The sequence below is a fragment of the Streptomyces sp. DSM 116795 genome (assembly GCF_055792905.1).
In genome coordinates this window covers 2,592,718-2,616,220 of sequence record NZ_CM147707.1, presented here as the reverse complement: position 1 = coordinate 2,616,220, position 23,503 = coordinate 2,592,718, and the positions used below count along the sequence as shown (strand labels likewise).

Here is a 23,503-nt window from a genome sequence, read left to right as displayed (position 1 = left end):
GGCCCCGAAAGCGGCGCGGCCTCCCGGCCGGCCGTAGAACTGCACGGCATCACCAAGCGGTTCCCGGGGGTCGTGGCCAACCACGACATCGACTTCGCCGTCCGCCGCGGCACCGTGCACGCCCTCGTCGGTGAGAACGGCGCGGGCAAGTCGACCCTGATGAAGATCCTCTACGGCATGCAGAAGCCGGACGAGGGCACCATCGCCGTCGACGGCGAACAGGTCTCCTTCGCCACGCCCGGCGACGCCATCGCGCGCGGAATCGGCATGGTGCACCAGCACTTCATGCTCGCCGACAACCTCACGGTCCTCGAGAACACCGTGCTGGGCGCCGAAGGCCTGCACGGCATCGGCGCCCAGGCCCGTAAGAAGATCAAGGAGCTGTCGGACGCGTACCGGCTGGGCATCCGCCCCGACGTGCTCGTGGAGGATCTCGGCGTCGCCGACCGGCAGCGCGTGGAGATCCTCAAGGTCCTCTACCGGGGCGCACGGACGCTGATCCTCGACGAGCCCACGGCGGTGCTCGTACCGCAGGAGGTCGACGCGCTCTTCGAGAACCTGCGGGAGCTGAAGGCCGAGGGCCTCACGGTGCTGTTCATCTCGCACAAGCTGGGCGAGGTCCTCTCCGTGGCCGACGACATCACCGTCGTACGGCGCGGCACGACCGTCGCCTCGGTGAAGCCCGAGGAGACGACGCCGAAGCAGCTCGCCGAGCTGATGGTCGGCAGCGAACTGCCCTCGCCCGAGACCCGCGAGTCGACGGTGACGACCACGCCGATGCTGTCCGTCGCGCGGCTGCGGCTGTGCGCGACCGACGGCGACGGCGCGGAACGCGAGGTCCTGGACGGCATCGAGTTCACCATCCACAAGGGTGAAGTCCTCGGCGTCGCGGGCGTGGAGGGCAACGGCCAGGCCGAACTCGTCGAGGCCGTCATGGGCATGCGCGAGCTCGACGCGGGCACCGTCACCCTCGACGGCAAGGACGTCACGGCGCGCTCCACACGTGAGCGCCGCGAGGGGGGCATCGGCTACATCCCCGAGGACCGGCACCGGCACGGGCTTCTCCTGGAGGGCACCCTCTGGGAGAACCGCATGCTCGGGCACGTCACCGAAGTGCCCAACAGCAAGGGCCAGTTGCTCGACCTCGCCGGAGCGCGGACGGACACCGCGCGGATCGTCGCCGACTACGACGTGCGCACGCCCGGCATCGAGGTCACCGCGGCCTCGCTCTCCGGCGGCAACCAGCAGAAACTGATCGTCGGACGCGAGATGAGCCACAACCCCAAGCTGCTGATCGCCGCACACCCCACCCGCGGTGTGGACGTCGGCGCGCAGGCGCAGATCTGGGACCAGATACGCGAGGCACGCCGCGAGGGCCTGGCCGTGCTGCTGATCTCCGCCGACCTGGACGAGCTGATCGGGCTCTCCGACACGCTGCGCGTGATGTACCGCGGCCGCCTCGTCGCGGACGCCGACCCCGCCACGATCACCCCGGAGGAGTTGGGCTCCGCCATGACGGGCGCCGCCAGCGGCCACCTCGAACGCAGCGAGGACGACGGGGAAGTTCAGGACTCCGTTCAGGACTCCGCGCAGAACTCCGGGCGGGACTCCGTACCGGGCCAGCGGGACGGGGGCGAGGAGCGGTGAAGAAGTTCGACAAGGACAGGCTGATCCTCGCGCTCGGCGCTCCGCTGCTCGCGATCGTCGCCGCTCTCGTGATCACCTCCGGGGTCATCCTCACGACCGGCAAGGACCCCTTCTACGCCTTCTACGTGATGATCGACTTCGGCTCCAAGAGCGACAGCCAGGTCTGGATCATCAACAAGGCGATCCCGTACTACCTTTCGGCGGTCGCCGTCGCCATCGGCTTCCGTATGAACCTCTTCAACATCGGGGTCGACGGCCAATACCGCATCGCGGCCTTCTTCGGCGCCGTCGTCGGCGGTGCGCTGACGCTGCCCGGCATCATCCAGATACCGGTCATCATCGTTGTCGCGATGGCGGTCGGCGCGATCTGGTCCAGCATCGCGGGGCTGTTGAAGATCACCCGGGGGATCCACGAGGTCGTCACCACGATCATGCTGAACTTCATCGCCGCCTCCACCATCGGCTTCTTCCTTCAGGACGGCAGGCTCGCGGAGAAGGACGGCAACCTCTTCCACACCCCGGACATCCCGGCCTCCAGCCACTTCTTCACCATCCCGACCGACCCGGACCCGATCTACGGCACCATCGTCATCGGCGTACTCGTCGGCATCGCCTACTGGTTCGTGCTCGGCCGCACCCGGTTCGGCTTCGACCTGCGGGCCGTCGGCGGTTCCGAGTCGGCAGCCGCCGCGAGCGGAGTGAGCGTCAAGCGGATGGTGGTCACCTCGATGGTGCTCTCCGGCACCGTCGCGGGGCTGGTCGGCATGCCGACGCTGCTCAACGCGTCGTACAACTACGGCACCGACTTCCCCGCCGGCATCGGCTTCACAGGCATCGCCATCGCCCTCCTCGGGCGCAACCACCCCGTCGGCATGGCGCTCGGCGCGCTGCTGTGGGGCTTCCTCGAACGCACAGGCACGCAGCTGGAGTTCGAGGAGTACGCCCAGGAGATCGTCGGCGTGATGCAGGGTGTCATCGTCCTGTGCGTCGTCATCGCCTACGAGGTCGTACGCCGCTACGGGCTCCGCAGGCAGCAACGTCAGGTCGGAGAGCAGCTGGCCGCTCAGGCCCGTACGAGCGAGAAGAAGGCGGAGGTGTCCGCGTGAGCACGAACATCACTGCCAAGACCGGCGGGGACGGCACCGGCACTCACGGCGAGGGCGGCGCGAACGGCGGCGGAAACGGCAAGGGCGGCGGCAAAGGCAACGGCAACGGCAACGGGAAGCGGCCCGGGAACGGGAACGGCACCGCCACCGGCCGGAAGCCCGGGGGCGAGCGGCGCAAGCTCTCGTACCCCGTCGTGCTGCTGATCATCGCCGGAGGGCTCGTCGCCCTCTCGCTGCTCCGCATCGTCACGGGCTCCGACCAGGTCACCTCCAGCGGCCAGTACTCCAGCGCGCTGGCCGCCGCCGTCCCCATCGGACTCGCGGGGCTCGGCGGCCTGTGGTCGGAGCGCGCGGGCGTCATCAACATCGGCCTCGAAGGCATGATGATGCTCGGCGCCTTCGCCGCCGGCTGGATGGGCTGGCAGCACGGCCCGTGGGTAGCGGCCCTGGCCGGGATCGTCGGCGGCGCGCTCGGCGGCCTCATACATGCGATCGCGACCGTCAGCTTCGGCGTCGACCACATCGTCTCCGGTGTGGCCGTGAACATCCTGGCGCTCGGCGTCGTGCAGTTCCTCGCCAAGCTGTGGTTCGGCGCGGAGGGCAGTGCCGCCGCCGCGGCCGGCGGCAACGACAAACAGTCGCCGCCGATGGCGGACATGCCGACCTTCACCGTGCCCGGGCTGGCCGACGGGCTGCAGACCGTCGAGAAACAGCACTGGTTCCTCGTCTCCGACGCCGCGGGCATCCTCGGCTCGCTCGTCAGCAACGTCTCCTGGCTGACGGTGCTTGCCGGTGCCCTCTTCGTGGGCAGCTTCTACGCGCTGTGGCGCTCGCCCTTCGGGCTGCGGCTGCGCTCGTGCGGTGAGAGCCCCGTCGCGGCGGAGACCCTCGGCGTCAACGTCCTGAAGTACAAGTACGCGGCGGTCACCGCCTCCGGCGCACTCGCCGGCCTGGGCGGCGCGTTCCTCGCCATCGGCGTGCACATCTACCAGGACCAGCAGACCGGCGGCCGCGGCTACATCGGCCTCGCCACCATGATCTTCGGCAACTGGCGTCCGGGCGGCGTCGCCATGGGCGCCGGCCTGTTCGGCTTCATGGACGCGCTCCAGCTCCGCGCCGGCGGTCCGACCGTGCACGCGCTGCTGCTGCTCGTCGCCGTGCTGCTCGCGGCGCTCGCGCTGTGGAAGCTGCGCAAGGGCGGAATGGTGCAGGCGGTCATCAGTGGCGTGACCGCCGTGGGGCTGCTGATGTGGTATCTGATGACGGACACCGTTCCCCTGGAGTTCGTCGAGATGAGCCCGTACATCACCACCCTCCTGGTGCTCTCGCTCGCCGCGCAGCGGCTACGACCACCCAAGGCCATCGGCAAGTCCTACCGCCGGGGGCAAGGCACATGACCGCCGCCCCGGTCGGCTCCGCGGATGTCGACTGGGCGGCGCTGCGGGCCTCGGCCCGGGATGCGATGACCCGGGCCTATGCCCCCTATTCGGGGTTCCCGGTCGGTGCGGCGGCACTGGCCGACGACGGCCGCACCGTCTCCGGCTGCAACGTGGAGAACGCCGCCTTCGGCATGGCGCTGTGCGCCGAGTGCGGCCTGGTCTCGTCGCTCATCGCGACGGGCGGCGGCCGGCTCACCGCGTTCACCTGCGTCGACCGGCACGGCGATGTGCTGATGCCGTGCGGGCGCTGCCGTCAGCTGCTGTGGGAACACGGAGGCCCGGAGCTCCTGATGGAGACCGAGAGCGGTGTCCGCACCCTGGCCGATCTGCTGCCGGACGCCTTCGGACCGGCCGACCTGAAACGCTGAGCGCGCGCCGCGCTCACCCGCTCGATCCCGGGTCTGCCGTCCTGCCGGCCCGTTGTGTGAAGGAGACTTCCGCTCTATGTCCATGGACGTCATCTCCGTCATCCGTACGAAGCGCGACCGCGGCACGCTCACCCCGGGACAGATCGACTGGGTGATCGACGCCTACACGCGCGGCGAGGTCGCCGACGAACAGATGTCGGCGCTGGCGATGGCGATCCTGCTCAACGGCATGTCGCGGGAGGAGATCGCCCACTGGACCGGCGCGATGATCCGCTCCGGGGAGCGGATGGACTTCTCTTCCCTGGAGCGCCGCACCGCCGACAAGCACTCCACGGGTGGTGTCGGCGACAAGATCACGCTGCCGCTGGCCCCGCTGGTCGCCGCCTGCGGCGCGGCGGTGCCGCAGCTCTCGGGCCGCGGTCTCGGCCACACCGGCGGCACCCTGGACAAGCTGGAGTCGGTCCCGGGCTGGCGCGCGTCGCTGAGCAACGAGGAGATGCTCGGCGTCCTGCGCGAGGTGGGCGCGGTCGTCTGTGCGGCGGGCGACGGTCTGGCCCCTGCCGACAAGAAGCTCTACGCGCTGCGCGACGTCACCGGCACCGTCGAGTCCATCCCGCTCATCGCCAGCTCCATCATGAGCAAGAAGATCGCCGAGGGAACCGGTTCACTGGTCCTCGATGTGAAGACCGGCTCCGGCGCCTTCATGAAGTCGGTGGACGACGCGCGTGAACTGGCCTCCACCATGGTCGAGTTGGGCAACGACCACGGCGTGCGGACGCGGGCACTGCTGACCGACATGGACACCCCGCTGGGCGCCACCGTCGGCCACGCTCTCGAAGTACGCGAGTCCGTCGAGGTGCTGGCGGGCGGCGGCCCCGCCGACGTCGTGGAACTCACCCTCGCGCTCGCCCGCGAGATGCTCGACGCCGCCGGCCTCCCCGACGCCGACCCGGCGAAGGCGCTCGCCGACGGCAGTGCGATGGACCACTGGCGCCGCATGATCACCGCCCAGGGCGGCGACCCGGACGCGGTCCTGCCCGAGGCCCGCGAGCGGCAGCCCGTCATGGTGCCGTCCTCCGGAATCCTCACCCGTCTCGACGCGTACGCCGTCGGCGTCGCCGCCTGGCGGCTCGGCGCGGGCCGCGCCCGTAAGGAGGACTCCGTACAGGCGGGCGCGGGCATCGAACTCCACGCCAAGCCGGGCGACCCCGTCACGGCGGGACGGCCGCTGATGACCCTGCACTCGGACAACCCGGAGAAGTTTGCGGACGCGCTGGAGGCGCTCGCGGGCGCGTACGACATCGCGCCGGAGGGCACGGAGTTCGCGGTCACGTCGATCGTGCTGGAGCGGCTGCCGGCCTGACCGGCCGCGTGTGCGCGCTCGGCCTGCACGCCTCACGGGGGCAGCGGGGGCGCCGGCGGGCCGCCTCCCGGTGCCCCCGGGTCAGGTCCGCGCCTCGCGGAGGCGGCGCCGGTGCACCGCGGCCGCGCTGCGCGTGCCGTAGTACGTCACACCCGCCGCGAGGACCATCGCGCCCAGCGTCAGCGCGACCGTGGCCTCCCAGCCGCCCGCCGCGAACGCCGCCGCTCCCACGGCCCCACCGAGCGAACTGCCCGTGTAGTACGCCATCTGATAGAGCGCCGAGGCCTGCGCACGCCCCTCCTTCGCCGTGTGGCTTACGGACCCGGAGGCCACCGCGTGCCCCGCGAAGAAGCCCGCGGTGATCAGCACAAGTCCGGCGACGACCGCGACCAGGCTGTCGGCGAGGCTCAGCAGCAGACCCGCCGACGCGGTGACGATGCCGGCGTAGATCAGTCCGCGCCTCCCCAGCCGCGCGTTGAGCCTGCCCGCCGTGGCCGAAGTCGCCGCTCCCACCAGGTAGATGACGAAGACGGAGCCCACGAGCCCCTGCGACAGCCCGAACGGCTCGGCCACCAGCCGGTAGCCGATCACCGTGTAGACGCCGCCGAAGACGATCATGAACAGCAGCCCGATCGCGTACAGCCGCACCAGCAGGGGATTGTGCAGATGCGCCGAGACCGTACGGGCAAGGCCCCGCGCGTTCAGCGGGCTCGGCCGGAAGTGGCGGGCCCGCGGCGCGAGCAGCCGGAACGCCACCACGCACAGCAGCGACGCCACCGCCACCGCCGCCAGGCCCGCGCGCCATCCCCACGCCTCGGTGACCCAGCCGGAGAGGATGCGGCCGCTCATGCCGCCGACGCTGTTCCCCGCGACGAACAGCCCCGTGGCGCCGACCAGATACTTCCCGCGCACCTCGTCCGCGAGATAGGCCATCGCCGAGGCGGGCACGCCCGCAATGGCCGCGCCCTGCAGCGTACGCAGCGCGATCAGCGTGCCCATGTCCGGCGCCAGCGGCACCGCGAGTGCGAGCGCGACGGCGGCCGACATCGACACCGTCAGCATGCGGCGCCGCCCGAAGCGCTCGGAGAGGGCCGCCAGCGGCAACACGGCCAGCGCCAGACCGACCGTCGCACCGGAGACCGTCCAGCTCGCCAGGCCGGGATCGGCGTGCAGAGCACGGGAGATCTCCGGCAGCAGCGCCTGCGTGGAGTACAGGAGCGCGAAGGTAGCGAGCCCCGCGGCGAAGAGCGCGAGACGCATCCTGCCGTGGCCGGGGTCGCCGGGGCTCAGCTTGGTGGATTCGGGAACGGAACCGGAGTCGGAGGCGCTGGCATCGGCTGCGGCGTCCGCGTCTGCGGACGCCTCGGTATCGGCGGAGGGCATGCTTCGACGCTACGATTCCCCCACTGATGCGTCCAATGCACAGAACGTCGAAAACCGTTCCCCTCACGCATCACGCCAGTTGAGGAAGGTATGTCACCGGCACGCAACGAGAAAGACATCTCAGTCACACCGGACTGGGGCGCATCTCTCACCCCACGCCTCGCCCAGTTCGCCGCCGTCGCCCGGCACGAGCACGTCACACGCGCCGCGAACGAACTCGGCGTACCCCAGTCCACGTTGAGCCGTGCCGTGACCCGCCTGGAGGAGGACCTCGGCGTCGCGCTCTTCGCCCGCCGCGGCCGCACCGTCACGCTCACCCCCGCCGGGCGCACCTTCCTGGCCTCCGCGGAGCGCGCCCTCGCGGCCGTCGAGCAGGCCGCCGAGTCCGTACGGGCCGACGCCGACCCCGGCAAGGGCAAGGTCGCCTTCGGCTTCCTGCACACGCTCGGCTGGGAGACCGTCCCCGTCCTCCTCCGGGCCTTCCGCGCCGACCACCCCCGCGTCCGCTTCGCCCTCGTGCAGAACTACGGCGAGGCCATGCTGGAGCGGCTGCGCGCCGGCGAACTCGACCTGTGCCTCACCTCACCCGTGCCCGACGCCCCCGACCTCGTCGCCCGCCGCCTCGACGAGCAGCGGCTGCGCCTCGTCGTACCCGACGACCACCCGCTCGCGGGCCGCCGCCGCGTACGCCTCGCAGAGGCCGCCGACGAGCACTTCGTCACCCTGGAACGCGGCTACGGCATGCGGCGCATCCTCGAATCCCTGTGCGCGGAGGCCGGGTTCACACCGCGGGTCGCCTTCGAGGGCGAGGAGGCGGAGACCATTCGCGGACTCGTCGCGGCCGGCCTCGGCGTCGCCCTGCTGCCCCCGCCGACCGTGCCGCGTCCCGGCGTACGCGAACTGACCGTCACCGCACCGCGGGCGGTGCGCGAGATCGGCGTCGCCTGGCTGGCGGGGCGGCCCGACACGCCGCCGGTGGCCGCGTTCAAGAGCTTTCTGCTCAGCCGTCGCGGCAGGCTGCTCCCGGGATGACGATTCCCGTACGTACGAGGAGGACAACGTGAGCACACACACCGGCCACCACCACGAGGACATCGACTGGGACGCCATGGCCGTCCACCTCGAACGGGAAGCCGAACTCCGCGTTCCCTTCGTCGAGGAGGCCCTCGCCTGGCTGCGCGGTCTGCTCCTGGAGGGCGGCTGCGGGCCCGACACGGCGGGCCGGCTGCTCGACGTCGGCAGCGGCCCAGGTGTCTTCACGGCGCTGCTGGCGAGGGCCTTTCCGCAGGCCGAAGTCGTCGCCGTCGACGGAGAACCGGGCCTCCTGCAGCGCGCACGTGACCGCGCGGCACGCGAGGGCGCCGCCTCGAACATGACGACCCTCGAGGCCCGACTCCCCGACGACATCGGGACGTTGGGCAGCGCGGACCTCATCTGGACCAGCAACGTCATCCACCACATCGGCGACCAGCAGGCGGCGCTGGACGCGCTCGGGGCGCTCGTGCGGCCCGGCGGCCTGCTCGCCGTCGTCGAACGGGGGCTCTCGCCCCGCTGCCTGCCGCGCGACATCGGAATCGGGCGGCCGGGACTCTTCGCCCGCCTGGAGGCGGCCAACGAGGAGCGCTACACCGCCATGAGGGAGGCCCTGCCGGGCCACACCTCCGTCGTCGAGGACTGGCCGGCGATGCTGGCCCGCGCGGGCCTGGTGCCGGCCGGCACCCGTACATTCCTCACCGACCTTCCCGCGCCCCTCGGCCCCGAGGCCCGCGCACACCTGCACGACCGGCTGGAGCGGAGCCGCGACACGCTGGGGGAGTGGCTCGACCCCGACGACGCCGGCGTCCTGGACGCCCTCCTCGACGCCGACGCCCCCACGGGCATCCTCCACCGGCCCGACGCGTTCTACCTGACGGCCACGACGGTCCACGCGGGGCGCCGCTGACGCGGTTTGCCGCTTACGCGGCGGGTCGGCGGCGCGCGCCTTCGGTGTGTTCGTGGTGCCGGGTGCGTGCCGCTCCGGGAGCCAGTCCGGACGGCATGATTTCCCTCCCTGTACCGGTACGGGCCTGTGTGCTGCCTTCCATGTGCCGGTCCGCAAATCACGCTTGAGTGTCCGGACGTGTCTCCCTGCGCGTCCCGCCCCCTCCCGTGCGTGCGCGGCTCTCCGCCGGTGGCCCCTCCCTCCCCCGTCGGGGCCCAGTGGCCAGGAGTCCAACAGGCCCCTTGTTGGGGGTACTTGGGGCCGAAGGCACGTGTACATGTCGGCAGGCCCGCATGGCAGCGGCCTGCTGGTTGGTAATGGCCACGATGGGAGAGCCGCCGTACCGGCGGGAGGGGGTGGGACGTGGAGGCGGTGGTCCGGGAAACTCAAGCAGGATTTGCGGACCGGCACATCAGAGGCAGCACAAAGGCCCGTAACGGCACAGGGAGGAAAATCATGCCTTCCCGGAGCCGCCGCCGGAGCGGCCCGCCCCCGGCACCACGCACCCACCGGAGGCGAACCCGTCGCGGAACCGGACGCCGCCGGAGCGGCCCGCCCCCGGCACCCACCATGAACCGCAGGCGAAACACGCGGCAACCCCGCCGCGTCAGCGGCGCAAGCTCGCCCCGAACCCCGTCGCCAGCGGCATGCGCAGCCCCAGCGGCGGCGGAGCCGCCATCGCGTCGACCAGCGGGCGGGCGAAGTCCCGCCCGCACACCGTGCCGAGGACGAAGTTCTCCGCCAGCGCAGCGACCTCCGCGTTGTGCTGGTGGAGCCGGTGCCCGTCCGTGTGGACCTCGAAGCGGCACACGTCCGCGTTCGCCTTCTTCGCGCGCTCCGCGAGCCGGTAGGAGAGTTCGGGGTCGGTGTGTTCGTCGTCGGTGCCGTGCACCAACAGCACCTGGCGGCCCACGAGTTGCCGCACCGGCTCCTGCTCAGGGGCGGCGGGACTGTCCACCGGAGGGTCCGGGAGCCAGAGCGAGAGCGCCAGCACAGAGGTGACCATCGGGTGCCCCGCCGCGCGCAGCGCCGCACGCGCGCCGACATCGATGCCGACGAGGCACACCGGCACGTCCCCGTACCGCCGTACGACCTCCTCCACCGCCCACTCCGCGTCGCACGCGGGATGCGCCGCCTCCCCGTTCCAGCCGCGGTAGCGGTAGTGCACGACATGCGCCACCAGCGACGTCTCCGGCTCGCCCTGCAGCGCGCCCCGTACCAGCCGCCGCGCAAGCGGCCGCACCGCCGCGGCCGCGACCGCCGAGCGCCGCCGTGCGCTGTGTTCCATGCCGCCGCCCGGCAGCAGCAGCACCACCGCGTGCGGGGCCGCCCCGGAGGCGTCCGCGCCCATCGCCCGCCCCAGTCGGGCCTCCCGCTCGGGCAACGCTTGCTGAGCCATAGGGAAGACGATGGCAGAAGCGGGGGTGCACGTACGGTGTCGCGGGATCACCATTGCGTATCGAAGGCGACGGCCTCGGTCAACTACCGGCCCCGAAACGGAAGTTAAGGTGCAGATGCCATCTACGCGCGTAGGAGCTAGAGTACGCGGATGACGAGCCAGACCCTCAACACCGTTCCCACCCCGCAGCAGATCCGCCGTGCTCCGAAGGCGCTGCTGCACGACCACCTCGACGGCGGTCTGCGGCCGGCGACCATCGTCGAGCTGGCCACCGAGACGGGGTACGACGCACTGCCCGAGACCGACGCGGAGCAGTTGGAGCGCTGGTTCCGTGAGTCCGCGGACTCCGGTTCCCTGGAGCGCTACCTGGAGACCTTCTCCCACACCGTCGGCGTGATGCAGACCCGTGAGGCGCTCACCCGTGTCGCTGCCGAATGTGCCGAGGATCTCGCCGCGGACGGCGTGGTCTACGCGGAGATCCGCTTCGCGCCCGAGCAGCACCTGGAGAAGGGCCTCACGCTCGAAGAGGTCGTCGAGGCGGTCACCGAGGGCTTCCGCGAGGGCGAGGGCCGTGCGCGCGCCGCCGGCGACCGCATCCGCGTCGGCGCCCTGCTCACCGCGATGCGGCACGCGGCCCGTGCCCTTGAGATCGCCGAACTCGCCAATCGCTACCGCGAGTTGGGCGTCGTCGGCTTCGACATCGCCGGTGCCGAGGCGGGCTACCCTCCCACCCGTCACCTCGACGCCTTCGAGTACCTCAAGCGTGAGAACAACCACTTCACCATCCACGCCGGCGAGGCGTTCGGACTGCCCTCGATCTGGCAGGCCCTGCAGTGGTGCGGTGCCGACCGGCTCGGGCACGGGGTGCGCATCATCGACGACATCCAGGACGACGGCACGGGTTCGGTGAAGCTGGGCCGTCTCGCCTCGTACGTACGGGACAAGCGGATCCCGCTGGAGCTCTGCCCGTCGTCCAACCTGCAGACGGGCGCGGCGCCCTCCTACGAGGAGCACCCCATCGGCCTGCTGCGGCGGCTGCACTTCCGCGCCACGGTGAACACGGACAACAGGCTCATGAGCGGTACGAGCATGAGCCAGGAGTTCGAGCACCTGGTGCGGACGTTCCACTACACGCTCGACGACATGCAGTGGTTCACGGTCAACGCGATGAAGTCCTCCTTCATCCCGTTCGACGAACGGCTCGCGATGATCAACGAGGTGATCAAGCCGGGCTATGCCGAGCTGAAGAGCGAGTGGCTCTTCCGCGAGTGAACCGCCTGCCGGCGGCGGCCCTCCGTGCGGCATGCGGCGGGCCGCGCACCGTTCCCGGTGCGCGGCCCGCCGTGGCGTCCGGTACCTGCGACGGCCGCAGGCGCTACCAGGCCGTGCGCTCGTTGCCGTTGGGCAGCAGGATCCACAGCGCCAGGTAGACCAGGAACTGAGGGCCGGGCAGCACGCATGACACCACGAATATCAGGCGCATGGTGCCCGGTTTCATGCCGAAGCGGCGTGCCAGTCCGGCACAGACACCGCCGATCATCCGGCTTTCGCGCGGGCGGGCAAGTGCGGGCATGACGCGACTCCTTCGATTCGTGTTGCTCTTCGACGTCCGGTTTCCACGCTAGGCGGCGGCCACACCCGCAGGCGTCGGCCTACGGGGCGATCCCGACCCTGGCCGCTCTCGGGGGCGTACCCCCGCCGGTCTCGTCCCGCAGGGGGAGCGCGTCGTGCGGCCCCGTACCCAGGGCGGATCCGCCCCACGGGGGTACGTGTGCGTACCGGCGCCGCAGCAACGCCCGTACGGGAGGGAAGACCAGCAGCGAGCCGAAGGCCACCCCCGCGGTGTTCAGCAGCACGGCGTCGACGTTCACCGAGTGCCCCGGCACAGCCGACTGCAGCAGCACTATCGCGGACGAGATCAGCACGCCCGCGGAGACCGTACGGGCGCAGGTCGTCGCCAGCGGACGCTCCGCACGCCACGTCGCCAGGGGCAGCAGCACACCCAGAGGAGCCAGTAGTGCCAGCCCGCGGGCCAGGCCGGTCAGCGAGTCGGGCGACCCCTCGTGGAGGTCGGCGCGGATCGTCGCGAAGGGCTGCAGATTCGGGGGCGAGACCCACGGCACCGAAAGAGGACGCAGCGCCAGCCATCCGACGACGGCCAGATACGCGATCAGCAGGACGAGTCCTGCGACGCGGATCCGGGGAGCGGAAGCGGCGGTTCTGCCGCCACGGCCATGACGCTGCACACGAGCAAGGACGCCGCCTTCCCGTGTGCGGTTCCGGGGCCTCGTCACAGCGGCGTACCGGCCGTGGCGGCCGCCCCCGGGCGGGTGCGCAGCGTCGTGTCGCACCTGAAGAGCTGCAGCGAGTCGCCTGCTCCTCCGGCGGCGGGGCCGCCGAGTATCACGGAACGGTCGGCCCCGGCGGCGGCCGTGTCGGCGTACGTGCAGACGATCTGCGCGAGCGCGAAGGACGGCAGATCCTTCAGCGGCTTGTTCAGCCGCAGTGCCGCGGGCGGGTCGCCCGCGCTCGCTCCGCCGACCTTCAGATCGCGGGGAACGGCCGTCTTGAACCCGGCGGCCTCCTCCTCCGAGTCGGGCTTGGTCTGCAGGGCGTCCAGCAGCCCGCGGGCGACGGGCAGCCGCTCCGAGTCGTCGCCGTCCGGCAGCGCCACGCGCCGGTCGACGGGGGAGACCCGCGAGCCACATGAGAGATACACCCGCACCGGCAGGTTGCCGCCGTCGCTTCCGTCGGACGTCTCCCGGTCGCCGGGCAGCACGCAGCTGACGCGCGAGGGCGCCGCCCCCGCGTCGACGGGCACGGACGTGGAGCGGATGCCGCATCCGGAGGCGAGCGCGCCCAGGAGCGCCAGGCCGGTGCAGGCGAGGCGCAGCCGGCCGGCCGCGGTGGGGCGGCGCCGTGCTGTGCCGCCGCCCGGCGGTCGTGCTCCCGGCGGTCGTCCTGTCCCCGGCGGGCCTGTCCCCGGTCCAGTTCCCGGTCCCGTTCTCAACGGTCCTCCCCCTTCCCGTCGCCGCCCGGACCGTCCCTGTCCCGTCCGTCGCGTCCGTCGCCGCCGTCCTCGTCGTCCGGGGGAACGTGCTCTCCCGAATCGCGCGGAAGCCGGAGCGTGAAGACGGCGCCGCCACCGTGCTCCGTGTCGTTGCGTACGGAGATGGACCCGCCGTGGATGTGCGCGTTCTCCTGGGCGATGGACAGCCCGAGACCGCTCCCCTCGGACCTGGGCCTGGACGCGCTGGCCTTGAAGAAGCGGTCGAAGACGTGCGGGAGCATCTCCTCCGGGATGCCCGGCCCCCGGTCCGAGACCTCGATCAGCAGCTCGCCGGGGCGGCCCGCGGCCGGCTCCTCCGTACGCACCGAGACGCGGACCGGAGAGCCGCCGTGCTTGAGCGCGTTGCCGATGAGATTCGCCAGGACGACGTCGAGGCGGCGGGGGTCGAGCCTCGCCATCTGGCCCCGGTCGGCGTCGAGTTCGACGGCGTCGAGCCATGCGCGTGCGTCGATGCAGGCGGTGACCTGGTCGGCCACGTCGACGTCGTCGAGGACGAGCTTCGCCGTGCCCGCGTCGAAGCGTGTGACCTCCATGAGGTTCTCCACCAGGTCGTTCAGGCGGCGGGTCTCGCTGACCACGAGCTGCACGGCGGGCGCGATCATCGGGTCCAGATTCTCCTGCTCCTCCTCCAGTACCTCGGTGACCGCCGAGATCGCCGTCATGGGTGTGCGCAGTTCGTGCGACATGTCGGCGACGAAGCGCCGCGAGGACTCCTCCCGTGCGCTCAGATCGGCCACCCGGTGCTCCAGCGACTCGGCGGTCCGGTTGAACGTCCTGGACAGCTCGGCCAGTTCGTCCGTGCCCGAGACCTTCAGCCGGGTGTTCAGCTTTCCCTCGCCCAGCCGCCGCGCGGCGTCGCCGAGCCGCCGTACGGGACGCAGCACCGTCGTCGCCGCGGCCTGCGCGAGCAGCATCGCGCCGACCAGCGCCAGACCCGTCGCGACCCCCAGCGACCAGCCGAGCGAGTTGAGATCGTCCCGCTCCTGCGCCAGCGACTTGCGCATGTAACCGGAGGGCGTCGGCCCTTCGCCGATCATCTTCGCCCCGCCGACCAGGAAGGGCTCGTTGCCGCCGTCCTCGGCGGTCCGCTGCCAGTACAGGTGGTACGGATGGGAGTTGCCGCTGTCGACGGGGCGCCGCTCGGCGACGGCCGTGCGCAGCCGCGCAGGTATGTCCTTCATGGTGAAGACGGCCGGGTCCGAGGCGACCGCGCAGCGCACGCCGTCGGCGTCCTCGCCGGTGAGCAGCACCTCGTAGTTCTGCGACGAGCCGCTCATCTGCTCGGCGGCGTCCCGCAGTTGGCGGCAGTCGTAGCGGCGCGGAAGGCTTCCGGCGTTGTCCTCCATGGACTTGCGGAAGTCGTTGAGCGCCGCGTTCTGAGTGCGGGTGAGGACGGCGTCCCTGTTGAGCCAGTACGCGATCCCGGACGCGGAGACCGCGGCCGTCAGCGCCACGAGGGCGAAGACGACGACGAGCCGCAGCCGCAGCGTCGGCAGTAGTCCGGCGATCCAGCCGCGCACCCGTTCCTCACGCTCCCGGTTCACACGCGTACGTCCCCGCTCCGGCGTCGGCTGCGCCGGGTCGGTCACTGCGGCGCGTCCAGCCGGTATCCGACGCCGCGGACCGTACGGATCAGCGACGGCGACGACGGCACGTCCTCGACCTTGGCGCGCAGCCGCTGCACACACGCGTCGACGAGACGCGAATCGCCGAGGTAGTCGTGCTCCCACACCAGCCGGAGCAACTGCTGCCGCGACAGGGCCTGGCCCGGCCTCCTGCTCAGCTCCAGCAGCAACCGCAGCTCCGTGGGCGTCAGTTGAAGATCCTCGCCGTTCTTCGTCACGGTCATGGCGGAGCGGTCGATGACCAGGGTGCCGAAGGTCGCCGCGTCGTTGGACTCGCGCTCGCCGCGGCGCATCACCGCACGGATGCGCGCGTCCAGGACCCTGCCCTGCACCGGTTTGACGACGTAGTCGTCCGCACCGGACTCCAGTCCCACCACCACGTCGATGTCGTCACTGCGCGCCGTCAGCAGGATGATGGGCAGCTGGTCGGTGCGGCGGATGCGGCGGCAGACCTCGAAACCGTCGATGCCGGGCAGCATCACGTCCAGCACGATCAGGTCCGGCCGCTGCTCGCGCAGCAGTTTGAGGCCGTCCTCGCCGGACGCGGCGGTCACCACACGGTGACCCTGCCGGGTCAGGCCCATCTCAAGGGCCGTACGGACAGCGTCATCGTCCTCGATCAGCAACAGGAAAGGCACGCGGGCCATTCTGTCCCATGCCCCCCTCACACTTCGACCGTACGGTGCTGCTCCCTCGGCCGGCTCCGCACCGTGGCGGCACCCCGGACAACGCGGGAGACCGCAGCTCACGAGGCGGGACACGGCCGCCAACGCCCTTGTGACACCGCTGTGACAGACGGGGAACCTGGCGATGAAATCGGCCGGGCAATGTGTACGTCATCAAGGAGCGATCAGGTTTGCCCGAGGGGGGCGCAAGATGAACACACTGCACAGCGACAACGTCAGCGCAGTCATTCACACGCGCCTGCACACCCCTTCGGTTCCGGGAAACCCGACGAACAAGATCGCCGACAAGTCCGGAACGATCGGACGTGGGTGCGTCCGTTCCTCCGGGCGTGCACGGCCGCCGCACATCACTGCGGTGGAGGGCCTTCGAGGGGAGGCCCGCAGCACGGGGGACGGTGAGTACAGGGAGGAGCCGGGAGCACGGCAGGAGGCCGCGTCGGAGGCGGAGTTCACAGCCTACGTACGCGAGCGCCGCGCCTCCCTGTACGCCACCGCCTACCACCTCACGGGCGACCGCTTCGAGGCGGAGGACCTGCTGCAGAGCGCGCTGTTCTCCACGTACCGCGCGTGGGACCGCATCAGCGACAAGGCGGCACTCGGCGGCTATCTGCGCCGCACCATGACGAACCTGCACATCAGCGCGTGGCGCCGCCGCAAGCTGAACGAATACCCGACGGAGGAACTGCCGGAGACCGCCGGCGACCAGGACGCCATGCGCGGCACCGAACTGCGCACCGTGCTCTGGCAGGCACTCGCCCGGCTTCCCGAACTGCAGCGCACGATGCTGGTGTTGCGCTACTACGAGGGCCGTACGGACCCGGAGATCGCGGACATACTAGACATAAGCGTCGGCACCGTGAAGAGCAGCATCTGGCGCTCTCTGCGCCGCCTGCGCGACGACGAAGTGCTCAGCTTCGGCAGGGACCAGGAGGAGTCGTTCGGCGAACTGGTCGCCTGACCGCACAGACCTGAGGCGCGAGGGCCGGGGGATGGGCCTTCGAGGGAGCCTCGGGACCGGAGCAGGGGAGCTCCGGGGGGGGTGCACCGGGGGAACACGGGGGAACACGGGGGAACAGAGGGGAAAACGGGGACCCGTCCGGGGGGACGGGACGCGAGAGAGCGGGTGCGGGCAACCGGGGGGTCTGCCCGAACCCGCTCTCTCCTCCTCCTCCTGCTTTCTCCCCCTTCTGCTGTCCGCGCGCGGCCGGTGGTCCAGCCGCCCTGCCGCGCTCACATCGTCGTGCGAGCTGCCCGTACCGCCTCGCGCAGCCGCCGTATCCGCCCCGCGGCCTCGTCGCGCGCGCACGGAAACGCGCCCAGCTCCCGGTGCCGCGCCACGATCGCCCCCTCTGCCCGCAACAGCCGCCAGCCGCGGCGCAGCAGGAAGAGCGCCGACTTGCGTCCCTCGCGCAGATCACGCAGCAGCCGCCGCCGGAACGTCGTCGACGGACGGCCGCGAAGACAGATCGCGTCGGCGAGCAGGCCCAGTTCGCGGCAGCGGTCAACGATGTCGGCGGCGAAGATGCCCTCGGCGATGAAGAGCCGCGCGCCGTCGAGCGTGAGCGTCTCCTTGCCGACGCGGGCGCTCAGCGCGATGTCGTACAGCGGCACGGTCGTACGCCCCGTCGCGCACACCTCGCGCACCGCGGCCACCGCGGCCTCCGCGTCCCAGGAGGCGGGCGAGTCCCAGTCCACGCCGATGCCGTTCGGGAGCTGGGGCAGCGTCGGGTCGCCGGCCTCCTTGTAGAAGTCGTCCAGACGCATGACGGGGAGCCCGCTGCGTGCCGAGAGCCGGGACTTGCCGGAGCCGGAGGGCCCGGTGAGCAGAATGACGCGGGGCGAGCGCGATATGTCACGGGGATCGGTCACGAGAGACCATTGTCGGCCATCCCGTCCGCGACGTAACCGGGCGGTGCGCCAACCCGAAGCTCATTCGGCTTGCACCCGGGGTGTGGCCTAGCTGGTGACGGCGGCGGCGCTTCCCGCGGAGTTCGCCGCCATGACCCGCATCACGGCGGTGTTCACTGCTTCGGCGCCCCAGCTGCCCTGCTCCAGTTCCTTCGCGCGCTTGTAGACCTTGCCCGACCACGGGATGGAGCGGTGCAGGCTCGTCAGGGTCCCGCTCGCGGAGAGCAGTCCCACCAGCGCCGCCGTACGGGCATCGGGCTCCACGTCGTCCACCAGGACGGCGCGGGCCCTTTCGACCAGGGCCTTCTTGTGCCCGGTGTCCGCGACCGTCATCGATGTCGAATTGAAGACGCCCAGCCACTTCTTGCTTTCGCGGCGCAGCACGCCTCGCTTGACGAGCCGGTCGAGTACGGGCTGGCGCAGTCCGGTGCCGATCTCGGCGAGCAGGCCCTGGACGCCCCGTACCTTCTTGGCGGCCTTGTCGTGTGCGCTGCGGAGCAAAGGGTCCGGCAGCCGACGGCCGGGGACGGCGCGCACCTTCAGGCCGGTCAGTCCCCTGTCGTTCTCGTCGACCGTGACGTGTCCGCCGTGACTGAGCTCGACGAGCACGGCGCCGCCCAGCGTGTAGTAGAGCGTGCCTTCTCCCGCGATCGCTCCCGACTCGTCGTCCATCATCAGCAGCATCAGATCTTCAACGATGAGCGGTTCGTTCTGCATGTCACGTTTCCCAGGGTCGTCATCGGGGTGGGGTCGTCAGGACAGGCCCGGCTGGGCTGATACCGCTCACGACACACTGTGCCGCTGCGTCACAGTCAAGGGGTTCGTCGATGCACGAACCGGCCGGCAGTGGGTCTTGCCCATGCCGTCACGGCATGTGTGCACTGTGCGTATGGCCTGGAGCACCCGAGAGATCGCCGAGCTCGCCGGCGTCAGCCTGCGAGCGGTCCGGCACTACCACGAAGTCGGGTTGCTGGCCGAACCCGAGCGGCGCGCCAACGGCTACAAGCAGTACGGCGTCGCGCACCTGGTGCGGCTGCTGCGCATCAAGCGCCTCGCCGATCTCGGGTTCCCCCTGGCGCAGATCGCCGCGATGGGCGACGTGGAGCACCACCCGGAGGAGGCCCTGCGCACCCTCGACGCTGAACTGGCCGCCACCATCGAACGCCTCCAGCGGGCCCGCGCCGAACTCGGCCTGATTCTGCGTGAGTCGCTGCCCGCCGACCTGCATTCCGAGTTCGCGCCGGCCGCCCGGACGGAGATCTCCGATGCCGACCGGTCGCTGTTCACGGTGATGACGCGAGTCCTCGGGCCGGCCCCTCGACAGGCCTGGGCGGACATGTTGCGGAACGAGTCCGGCGACCCGGTGGGCAAGGAGTTCGACACGCTGCCCGCCGACGCCGAGGAGCAGACCCGCCAGGACATCGCCGAGCGGATGGTGCCCACGACCCGAGCGCTGTTCGACGAGTACCCGGACCTGCGCGACCCGGCGACCGACGCTCCGCACGGCGAGGCATTCGCCAAGAAGACGATCGCGAAGGCCCTCAACGACCTGTACAACCCCGCACAACTCGACGTCCTGCGGCGCGTCAACACACTGCTTGCCACACGCTCTCCGCGCGGCGCCGGGCAGTGACCGGTCAATTCTTCTGGCCGAGGCGTCGGCCGAGCTCCTCATGCGAGACGTACTCATCGGTGCCTGCCGCGACGACCTTGGCCCGGTACTGGGCGATCGCCGCCGCGTCCTCAAGATCCATCAGGTCCTGGGGGTTGATCAGTATGGCGGCCGTATGTCCGTGATCCGTGATCGCGATGCGGTCATGGGAGTGGGCTGCCCGGCGAACCAGTGTGCCGAACTGGGCCCGTGCCGCCGTCCAGTGCCGCCTGCCCGGTCGGCACTGGACGGCGCCCGCACGTTCTCGCCCCGCCGCGTCCGCGGCGCCGTCACACCCCGATCGGGTGCCAGACCGTCTTCGTCTCCAGGAAGGCGAGCAGGCGGGACGTACCCGGGTCGGCGGACCAGTCCGCGTCCCCTTCCCCGGGCCTCAGCACCCGCTTCAAGTTCTCCGCCGCGGCCGTCTCCAGCTCCTTCGCCAGCTCGGTGTCCGCGGCCGCGCCCGCCAGGTCCAGCGCGTTGACGTCCTGGTGCGCCGCCAGGGTCGCCCCTACCTCGCGCGTACGGCCGGAGAGGACGTTGACCACGCCGCCCGGTACGTCCGAGGTGGCGAGCACCTCCGACAGCGACAGCGCGGGCAGCGGCGCCTTCTCCGACGGCACGACCACAGCCGTGTTGCCCGTGACGATCACGGGCGCGAGCACCGAGGCAAGGCCCATGAACGAGGACTCCTGCGGGGCCAGTACGGCGACGACACCCGTCGGTTCGGGTGTGGAGAGGTTGAAGAAGGGCCCCGCGACGGGGTTGGCGCCCCCCGCGACCTGCGCGATCTTGTCGGACCAGCCCGCGTACCAGACCCAGCGGTCGATCGCCGCGTCCACCTGGGCGGTGGCCGCAGCCGCCGACAGCCCTTCCGCCGCGGCGACTTCGGCGGCGAACTGCTCGCGCCGTCCCTCCAGCATCTCGGCGACGCGGTAGAGGATCTGCCCGCGGTTGTAGGCCGTCGCGCCCGACCAGCCGCCGAATGCCTTGCGCGCGGCGGCGACCGCGTCACGCGCGTCCTTGCGGGACGACTGAGGTGCGTTGGCCAGCCGGTTGCCCTCGGAGTCGGTCACCTCGTACACCCGTCCGCTCTCGCTGCGCGGGAACTTGCCGCCGACGAAGAGCTTGTAGGTCTTCATCACGTCGATCCGCCGGGACGGTGTGCGGACCGAAGTCCGTCCCGTCGCAGGGGACTTGGCCGCGCCCTTGCCTTCCTTGGCCGCACCGCTGGCCGCCCTGGCAGCCTTGCCCGGCGCGGAGTTTCCGGACTTCGCGGTCTTCTTCGGTTCATCGGACATCGAGGTAGGCCTCCAGACCGTGACGTCCGCCTTCGCGGCCGAAACCCGACTCCTTGTAGCCGCCGAACGGCGAAGTCGGATCGAACTTGTTGAACGTGTTGGCCCAGACGACGCCCGCCCGGAGCTTGTTCGCCATGGACAGGATGCGCGAGCCCTTCTCCGTCCAGATGCCCGCCGAGAGCCCGTACGGAGTGTTGTTGGCCTTCGCGACGGCCTCGTCCGGCGTACGGAAGGTCAGCACGGACAGCACCGGCCCGAAGATCTCCTCACGGGCGATCCGGTGCGCCTGGCTGACGCCGGTGAAGAGCGTCGGGGCGAACCAGTAGCCGGTGCCGGGCAACTCGCAGGGCGCGGACCAGCGTTCGGCACCCTCCGCCTCACCGGAGTCGGCCAGCTCCTCGATCCGGGCGAGCTGCTCGGCGGAGTTGATGGCGCCGACGTCGGTGTTCTTGTCCATCGGGTCGCCGACGCGCAGCGTACGCAGCCGCCGCTTCAGCGCGTCCAGCAGCTCGTCCTGCACCGACTCCTGTACGAGCAGCCGCGAGCCCGCGCAGCACACCTGCCCCTGGTTGAAGTAGATGCCGTTGACGATGCCCTCGACGGCCTGGTCGACCGGGGCGTCGTCGAAGACGATGTTGGCGCCCTTGCCGCCCAGTTCGAGGGTGAGCTTCTTGCGCGTACCCGCGATGGTACGGGCGATCTCCTTGCCCACGGCCGTCGAACCGGTGAAGGCGACCTTGTCGATGTCCGGGTGCGCGACCAGCGCGGCACCCGTCGCGCCGTCCCCGGTGACGATGTTGACGACGCCCCTTGGCAGGCCGGCCTGGCGGCACACGTCCGCGAAGAAGAGCGCGGAGAGCGGCGTCGTCTCGGCGGGCTTGAGCACGACGGTGTTGCCCGTCGCGAGAGCCGGGGCGATCTTCCAGGCCAGCATCAGCAGCGGGAAGTTCCACGGGATGACCTGCCCGGCGACACCGAGCGGTCTCGGGTCGCGGCCCAGGCCGGCGTGGGCGAGCTTGTCGGCCCAGCCCGCGTAGTAGAAGAAGTGCGCGGCGACGAGCGGCAGATCGGCGTCGCGCGTCTCGCGGATCGGCTTGCCGTTGTCCAGCGTCTCCAGGACGGCCAGTTCACGGGCGCGTTCCTGAAGGATGCGGGCGATGCGGAAGATGTACTTCGCCCGCTCGGCGCCCGGCAGGGCGGACCAGCCGGGGAAGGCCGCGCGGGCCGCCCTTACCGCAGCTTCGACGTCCTCGCCGTCCGCCTGCGCGACTTCGGAGAGCACCTCCTCGGTGGCGGGCGAGACCGTCTTGAAGACCTTGCCTCCGGCCGCCTCGCGGAACTCTCCGTCGATGAACAGCCCGTAGGACGGGGCGATGTCGACGATCGCGCGGGACTCGGGCGCGGGTGCGTACTCGAAAATCTGGTCTGTCATCTGCTTCAGTCCACCGTCACGTAGTCGGGACCGGAGTAGCGGCCGGTGTTCAGCTTCTGGCGCTGCATCAGCAGGTCGTTGAGGAGGCTGGAGGCGCCGAAGCGGAACCAGTCGGGGCTGAGCCAGTCCGGCCCGGCCGTCTCGTTGACGACGACCAGGTAGCGGATGGCGTCCTTGGAGGTACGGATGCCGCCGGCCGGCTTCACGCCGATCTGAGTGCCGGTGGCGGCGCGGAAGTCGCGTACGGCCTCCAGCATCAGCAGCGTGTTCGGGAGCGTGGCGTTCACGGCGACCTTGCCTGTCGACGTCTTGATGAAGTCGGCGCCCGCGAGCATCGCCAGCCAGGAGGCGCGGCGGATGTTGTCGTACGTCGACAGCTCGCCGTTCTCGAAGATCACCTTGAGGTGGGCGGGCTCTCCTCCCCCGGACCGCTTGCACGCCTCCTTCACGGCCTGGATCTCCTCGAAGACCTTGCCGTAGTGGCCGGCGAGGAAGGCACCGCGGTCGATCACCATGTCGATCTCGTCGGCGCCGGCGGCCACAGCCTCCCGGGTGTCGGCCAGCTTCACGGACAAGGCGGCGCGGCCCGAGGGGAACGCGGTGGCGACCGAGGCGACGTTGATGCCGGCGCCGCCGCCCGCGGTCAGGGCCTGCTTCGCGGTGGCCGCCATGTCGGAGTAGACGCAGATCGCGGCGACTTGGGGCGTGGTGCGGTCGCTCGGGTCGGGGTTTGCGCCCTTGGCGCACAGGGACCGCACCTTGCCCGGGGTGTCGGCCCCTTCGAGGGTGGTCAGATCGATCATGGAGATCGCGAGATCGATGGCGTACGCCTTGGCCGTCGTCTTGATCGAGCGTGTGCCGAGGGTCGCGGCGCGGGCTTCGAGCCCGACGGCGTCGACGCCGGGCAGCCCGTGCAGATAGCGGCGCAGCGCGGCGTCGGACGCGGTCACGTCCGCGAGCGCGGATGCGGGTGCGGAAGCGGGGGACGCTGTGGCTGTGGACGCTGAAGACATGGTCACCAGAGGAGCATATCTACACGCGTAGCGCTGTCGGTAGGGGGCAGCCGCATACAGGACCCGTACCGCAGGCCCGGGCCGGGCCGCGCGCGGGCGCCCGCGACCGGTGCGGCAGATCGATGCCGAGC

Annotated in this window: 22 protein-coding genes and 1 pseudogene; 10 read left to right on the top strand and 13 right to left on the bottom strand. The window is 71.0% G+C overall.

Annotated elements, in window-relative coordinates:
* The first annotated feature begins 72 nt into the window (after positions 1–72).
* From ACSMXX_RS11100 to ACSMXX_RS11080, 5 genes are all read left to right on the top strand, one after another.
* Positions 73–1,647: an ABC transporter ATP-binding protein gene (locus ACSMXX_RS11100; RefSeq protein ID WP_473183875.1), complete on the top strand. Its 1,575-nt coding sequence runs from the start codon at positions 73–75 to the stop codon at positions 1,645–1,647.
* Positions 1,644–2,753, top strand: coding sequence for an ABC transporter permease (locus ACSMXX_RS11095; RefSeq protein ID WP_473183874.1), 1,110 nt, complete (start codon positions 1,644–1,646; stop codon positions 2,751–2,753). Before ACSMXX_RS11100 ends, ACSMXX_RS11095 begins: the two co-directional genes overlap by 4 nt.
* Positions 2,750–4,150 carry an ABC transporter permease gene (locus tag ACSMXX_RS11090; protein ID WP_473183873.1) on the top strand — a complete coding sequence of 467 codons (1,401 nt, stop codon included), beginning with the start codon at positions 2,750–2,752 and terminating at the stop codon, positions 4,148–4,150. The genes ACSMXX_RS11095 and ACSMXX_RS11090 overlap by 4 nt, the downstream gene beginning before the upstream one ends.
* Entirely contained in the window at positions 4,147–4,560 is a 414-nt protein-coding gene (locus ACSMXX_RS11085; RefSeq protein ID WP_473183872.1) for a cytidine deaminase, read from the top strand. Before ACSMXX_RS11090 ends, ACSMXX_RS11085 begins: the two co-directional genes overlap by 4 nt.
* Positions 4,561–4,642: 82 nt before the next feature.
* Complete coding sequence (locus ACSMXX_RS11080; protein WP_473184732.1) at positions 4,643–5,923, top strand: thymidine phosphorylase; 1,281 nt, start codon at positions 4,643–4,645, stop codon at positions 5,921–5,923.
* A gap of 81 nt (positions 5,924–6,004) precedes the next feature.
* Here ACSMXX_RS11080 and ACSMXX_RS11075 read toward each other — a convergent pair whose 3' ends face one another.
* A complete protein-coding gene (locus ACSMXX_RS11075; RefSeq protein WP_473183871.1) occupies positions 6,005–7,306 on the bottom strand; it encodes an MFS transporter in 1,302 nt (433 codons plus the stop codon).
* A 90-nt stretch (positions 7,307–7,396) separates the two neighbouring features.
* Here ACSMXX_RS11075 and ACSMXX_RS11070 point away from each other — a divergent pair, with 90 nt between their 5' ends.
* Positions 7,397–8,338: a LysR family transcriptional regulator gene (locus tag ACSMXX_RS11070; protein ID WP_473183870.1), complete on the top strand. Its 942-nt coding sequence runs from the start codon at positions 7,397–7,399 to the stop codon at positions 8,336–8,338.
* 28 nt (positions 8,339–8,366) lie between these two features.
* Positions 8,367–9,248, top strand: a complete 882-nt coding sequence (locus ACSMXX_RS11065; protein WP_473183869.1) for a class I SAM-dependent methyltransferase — start codon at positions 8,367–8,369, stop codon at positions 9,246–9,248.
* A gap of 646 nt (positions 9,249–9,894) precedes the next feature.
* Here ACSMXX_RS11065 and ACSMXX_RS11060 read toward each other — a convergent pair.
* Complete coding sequence (locus ACSMXX_RS11060) at positions 9,895–10,686, bottom strand: alpha/beta hydrolase (protein ID WP_473183868.1); 792 nt, start codon at positions 10,684–10,686, stop codon at positions 9,895–9,897.
* 150 nt (positions 10,687–10,836) lie between these two features.
* Here ACSMXX_RS11060 and ACSMXX_RS11055 point away from each other — a divergent pair, with 150 nt between their 5' ends.
* A complete protein-coding gene (locus ACSMXX_RS11055; protein WP_473183867.1) occupies positions 10,837–11,958 on the top strand; it encodes an adenosine deaminase in 1,122 nt (373 codons plus the stop codon).
* A 103-nt stretch (positions 11,959–12,061) separates the two neighbouring features.
* On the opposite strand, the gene ACSMXX_RS11050 is transcribed toward ACSMXX_RS11055, so the two are convergent.
* From ACSMXX_RS11050 to afsQ1, 5 genes are all read right to left on the bottom strand, one after another.
* The gene (locus ACSMXX_RS11050; protein ID WP_473183866.1) at positions 12,062–12,259 is read right to left on the bottom strand and encodes a PspC domain-containing protein; all 198 of its coding nucleotides are present in this window, start codon (positions 12,257–12,259) and stop codon (positions 12,062–12,064) included.
* 79 nt (positions 12,260–12,338) lie between these two features.
* Positions 12,339–12,932, bottom strand: a complete 594-nt coding sequence (locus tag ACSMXX_RS11045) for a VanZ family protein (protein ID WP_473183865.1) — start codon at positions 12,930–12,932, stop codon at positions 12,339–12,341.
* Between the two features lie 44 nt (positions 12,933–12,976).
* On the bottom strand, positions 12,977–13,696 hold the full coding sequence (locus tag ACSMXX_RS11040) for a hypothetical protein (RefSeq protein WP_473183864.1): 720 nt from the start codon (positions 13,694–13,696) through the stop codon (positions 12,977–12,979).
* Positions 13,693–15,444: an ATP-binding protein gene (locus tag ACSMXX_RS11035; protein WP_473183863.1), complete on the bottom strand. Its 1,752-nt coding sequence runs from the start codon at positions 15,442–15,444 to the stop codon at positions 13,693–13,695. Before ACSMXX_RS11035 ends, ACSMXX_RS11040 begins: the two co-directional genes overlap by 4 nt.
* Positions 15,342–16,019 carry a two-component system response regulator AfsQ1 gene (gene afsQ1 / locus ACSMXX_RS11030; RefSeq protein ID WP_079123491.1) on the bottom strand — a complete coding sequence of 226 codons (678 nt, stop codon included), beginning with the start codon at positions 16,017–16,019 and terminating at the stop codon, positions 15,342–15,344. The genes ACSMXX_RS11035 and afsQ1 overlap by 103 nt, the downstream gene beginning before the upstream one ends.
* A gap of 238 nt (positions 16,020–16,257) precedes the next feature.
* Here afsQ1 and ACSMXX_RS11025 point away from each other — a divergent pair, with 238 nt between their 5' ends.
* A complete protein-coding gene (locus ACSMXX_RS11025; RefSeq protein WP_473183862.1) occupies positions 16,258–17,025 on the top strand; it encodes a SigE family RNA polymerase sigma factor in 768 nt (255 codons plus the stop codon).
* A 272-nt stretch (positions 17,026–17,297) separates the two neighbouring features.
* On the opposite strand, the gene ACSMXX_RS11020 is transcribed toward ACSMXX_RS11025, so the two are convergent.
* Both ACSMXX_RS11020 and ACSMXX_RS11015 read right to left on the bottom strand, forming a co-directional pair.
* The gene (locus ACSMXX_RS11020; protein WP_473183861.1) at positions 17,298–17,936 is read right to left on the bottom strand and encodes a hypothetical protein; all 639 of its coding nucleotides are present in this window, start codon (positions 17,934–17,936) and stop codon (positions 17,298–17,300) included.
* A gap of 87 nt (positions 17,937–18,023) precedes the next feature.
* Positions 18,024–18,692: a GOLPH3/VPS74 family protein gene (locus tag ACSMXX_RS11015; protein WP_473183860.1), complete on the bottom strand. Its 669-nt coding sequence runs from the start codon at positions 18,690–18,692 to the stop codon at positions 18,024–18,026.
* Positions 18,693–18,864: 172 nt separating this feature from the next.
* Between ACSMXX_RS11015 and ACSMXX_RS11010 the strand changes: the two genes are divergently transcribed.
* A complete protein-coding gene (locus tag ACSMXX_RS11010; RefSeq protein ID WP_473183859.1) occupies positions 18,865–19,608 on the top strand; it encodes a MerR family transcriptional regulator in 744 nt (247 codons plus the stop codon).
* Between the two features lie 4 nt (positions 19,609–19,612).
* Here ACSMXX_RS11010 and ACSMXX_RS11005 read toward each other — a convergent pair.
* The 4 genes and pseudogenes from ACSMXX_RS11005 to deoC all read right to left on the bottom strand — a co-directional run.
* Positions 19,613–19,834, bottom strand: a pseudogene (locus tag ACSMXX_RS11005) (type II toxin-antitoxin system prevent-host-death family antitoxin); the annotation flags it as partial.
* A gap of 82 nt (positions 19,835–19,916) precedes the next feature.
* Complete coding sequence (locus ACSMXX_RS11000) at positions 19,917–20,768, bottom strand: aldehyde dehydrogenase family protein (RefSeq protein ID WP_473184731.1); 852 nt, start codon at positions 20,766–20,768, stop codon at positions 19,917–19,919.
* Between the two features lie 148 nt (positions 20,769–20,916).
* Positions 20,917–22,359, bottom strand: coding sequence for an aldehyde dehydrogenase family protein (locus tag ACSMXX_RS10995; RefSeq protein WP_473183858.1), 1,443 nt, complete (start codon positions 22,357–22,359; stop codon positions 20,917–20,919).
* Positions 22,360–22,364: 5 nt separating this feature from the next.
* Positions 22,365–23,372: a deoxyribose-phosphate aldolase gene (gene deoC / locus ACSMXX_RS10990; RefSeq protein WP_473184730.1), complete on the bottom strand. Its 1,008-nt coding sequence runs from the start codon at positions 23,370–23,372 to the stop codon at positions 22,365–22,367.
* Positions 23,373–23,503: the final 131 nt, after the last annotated feature.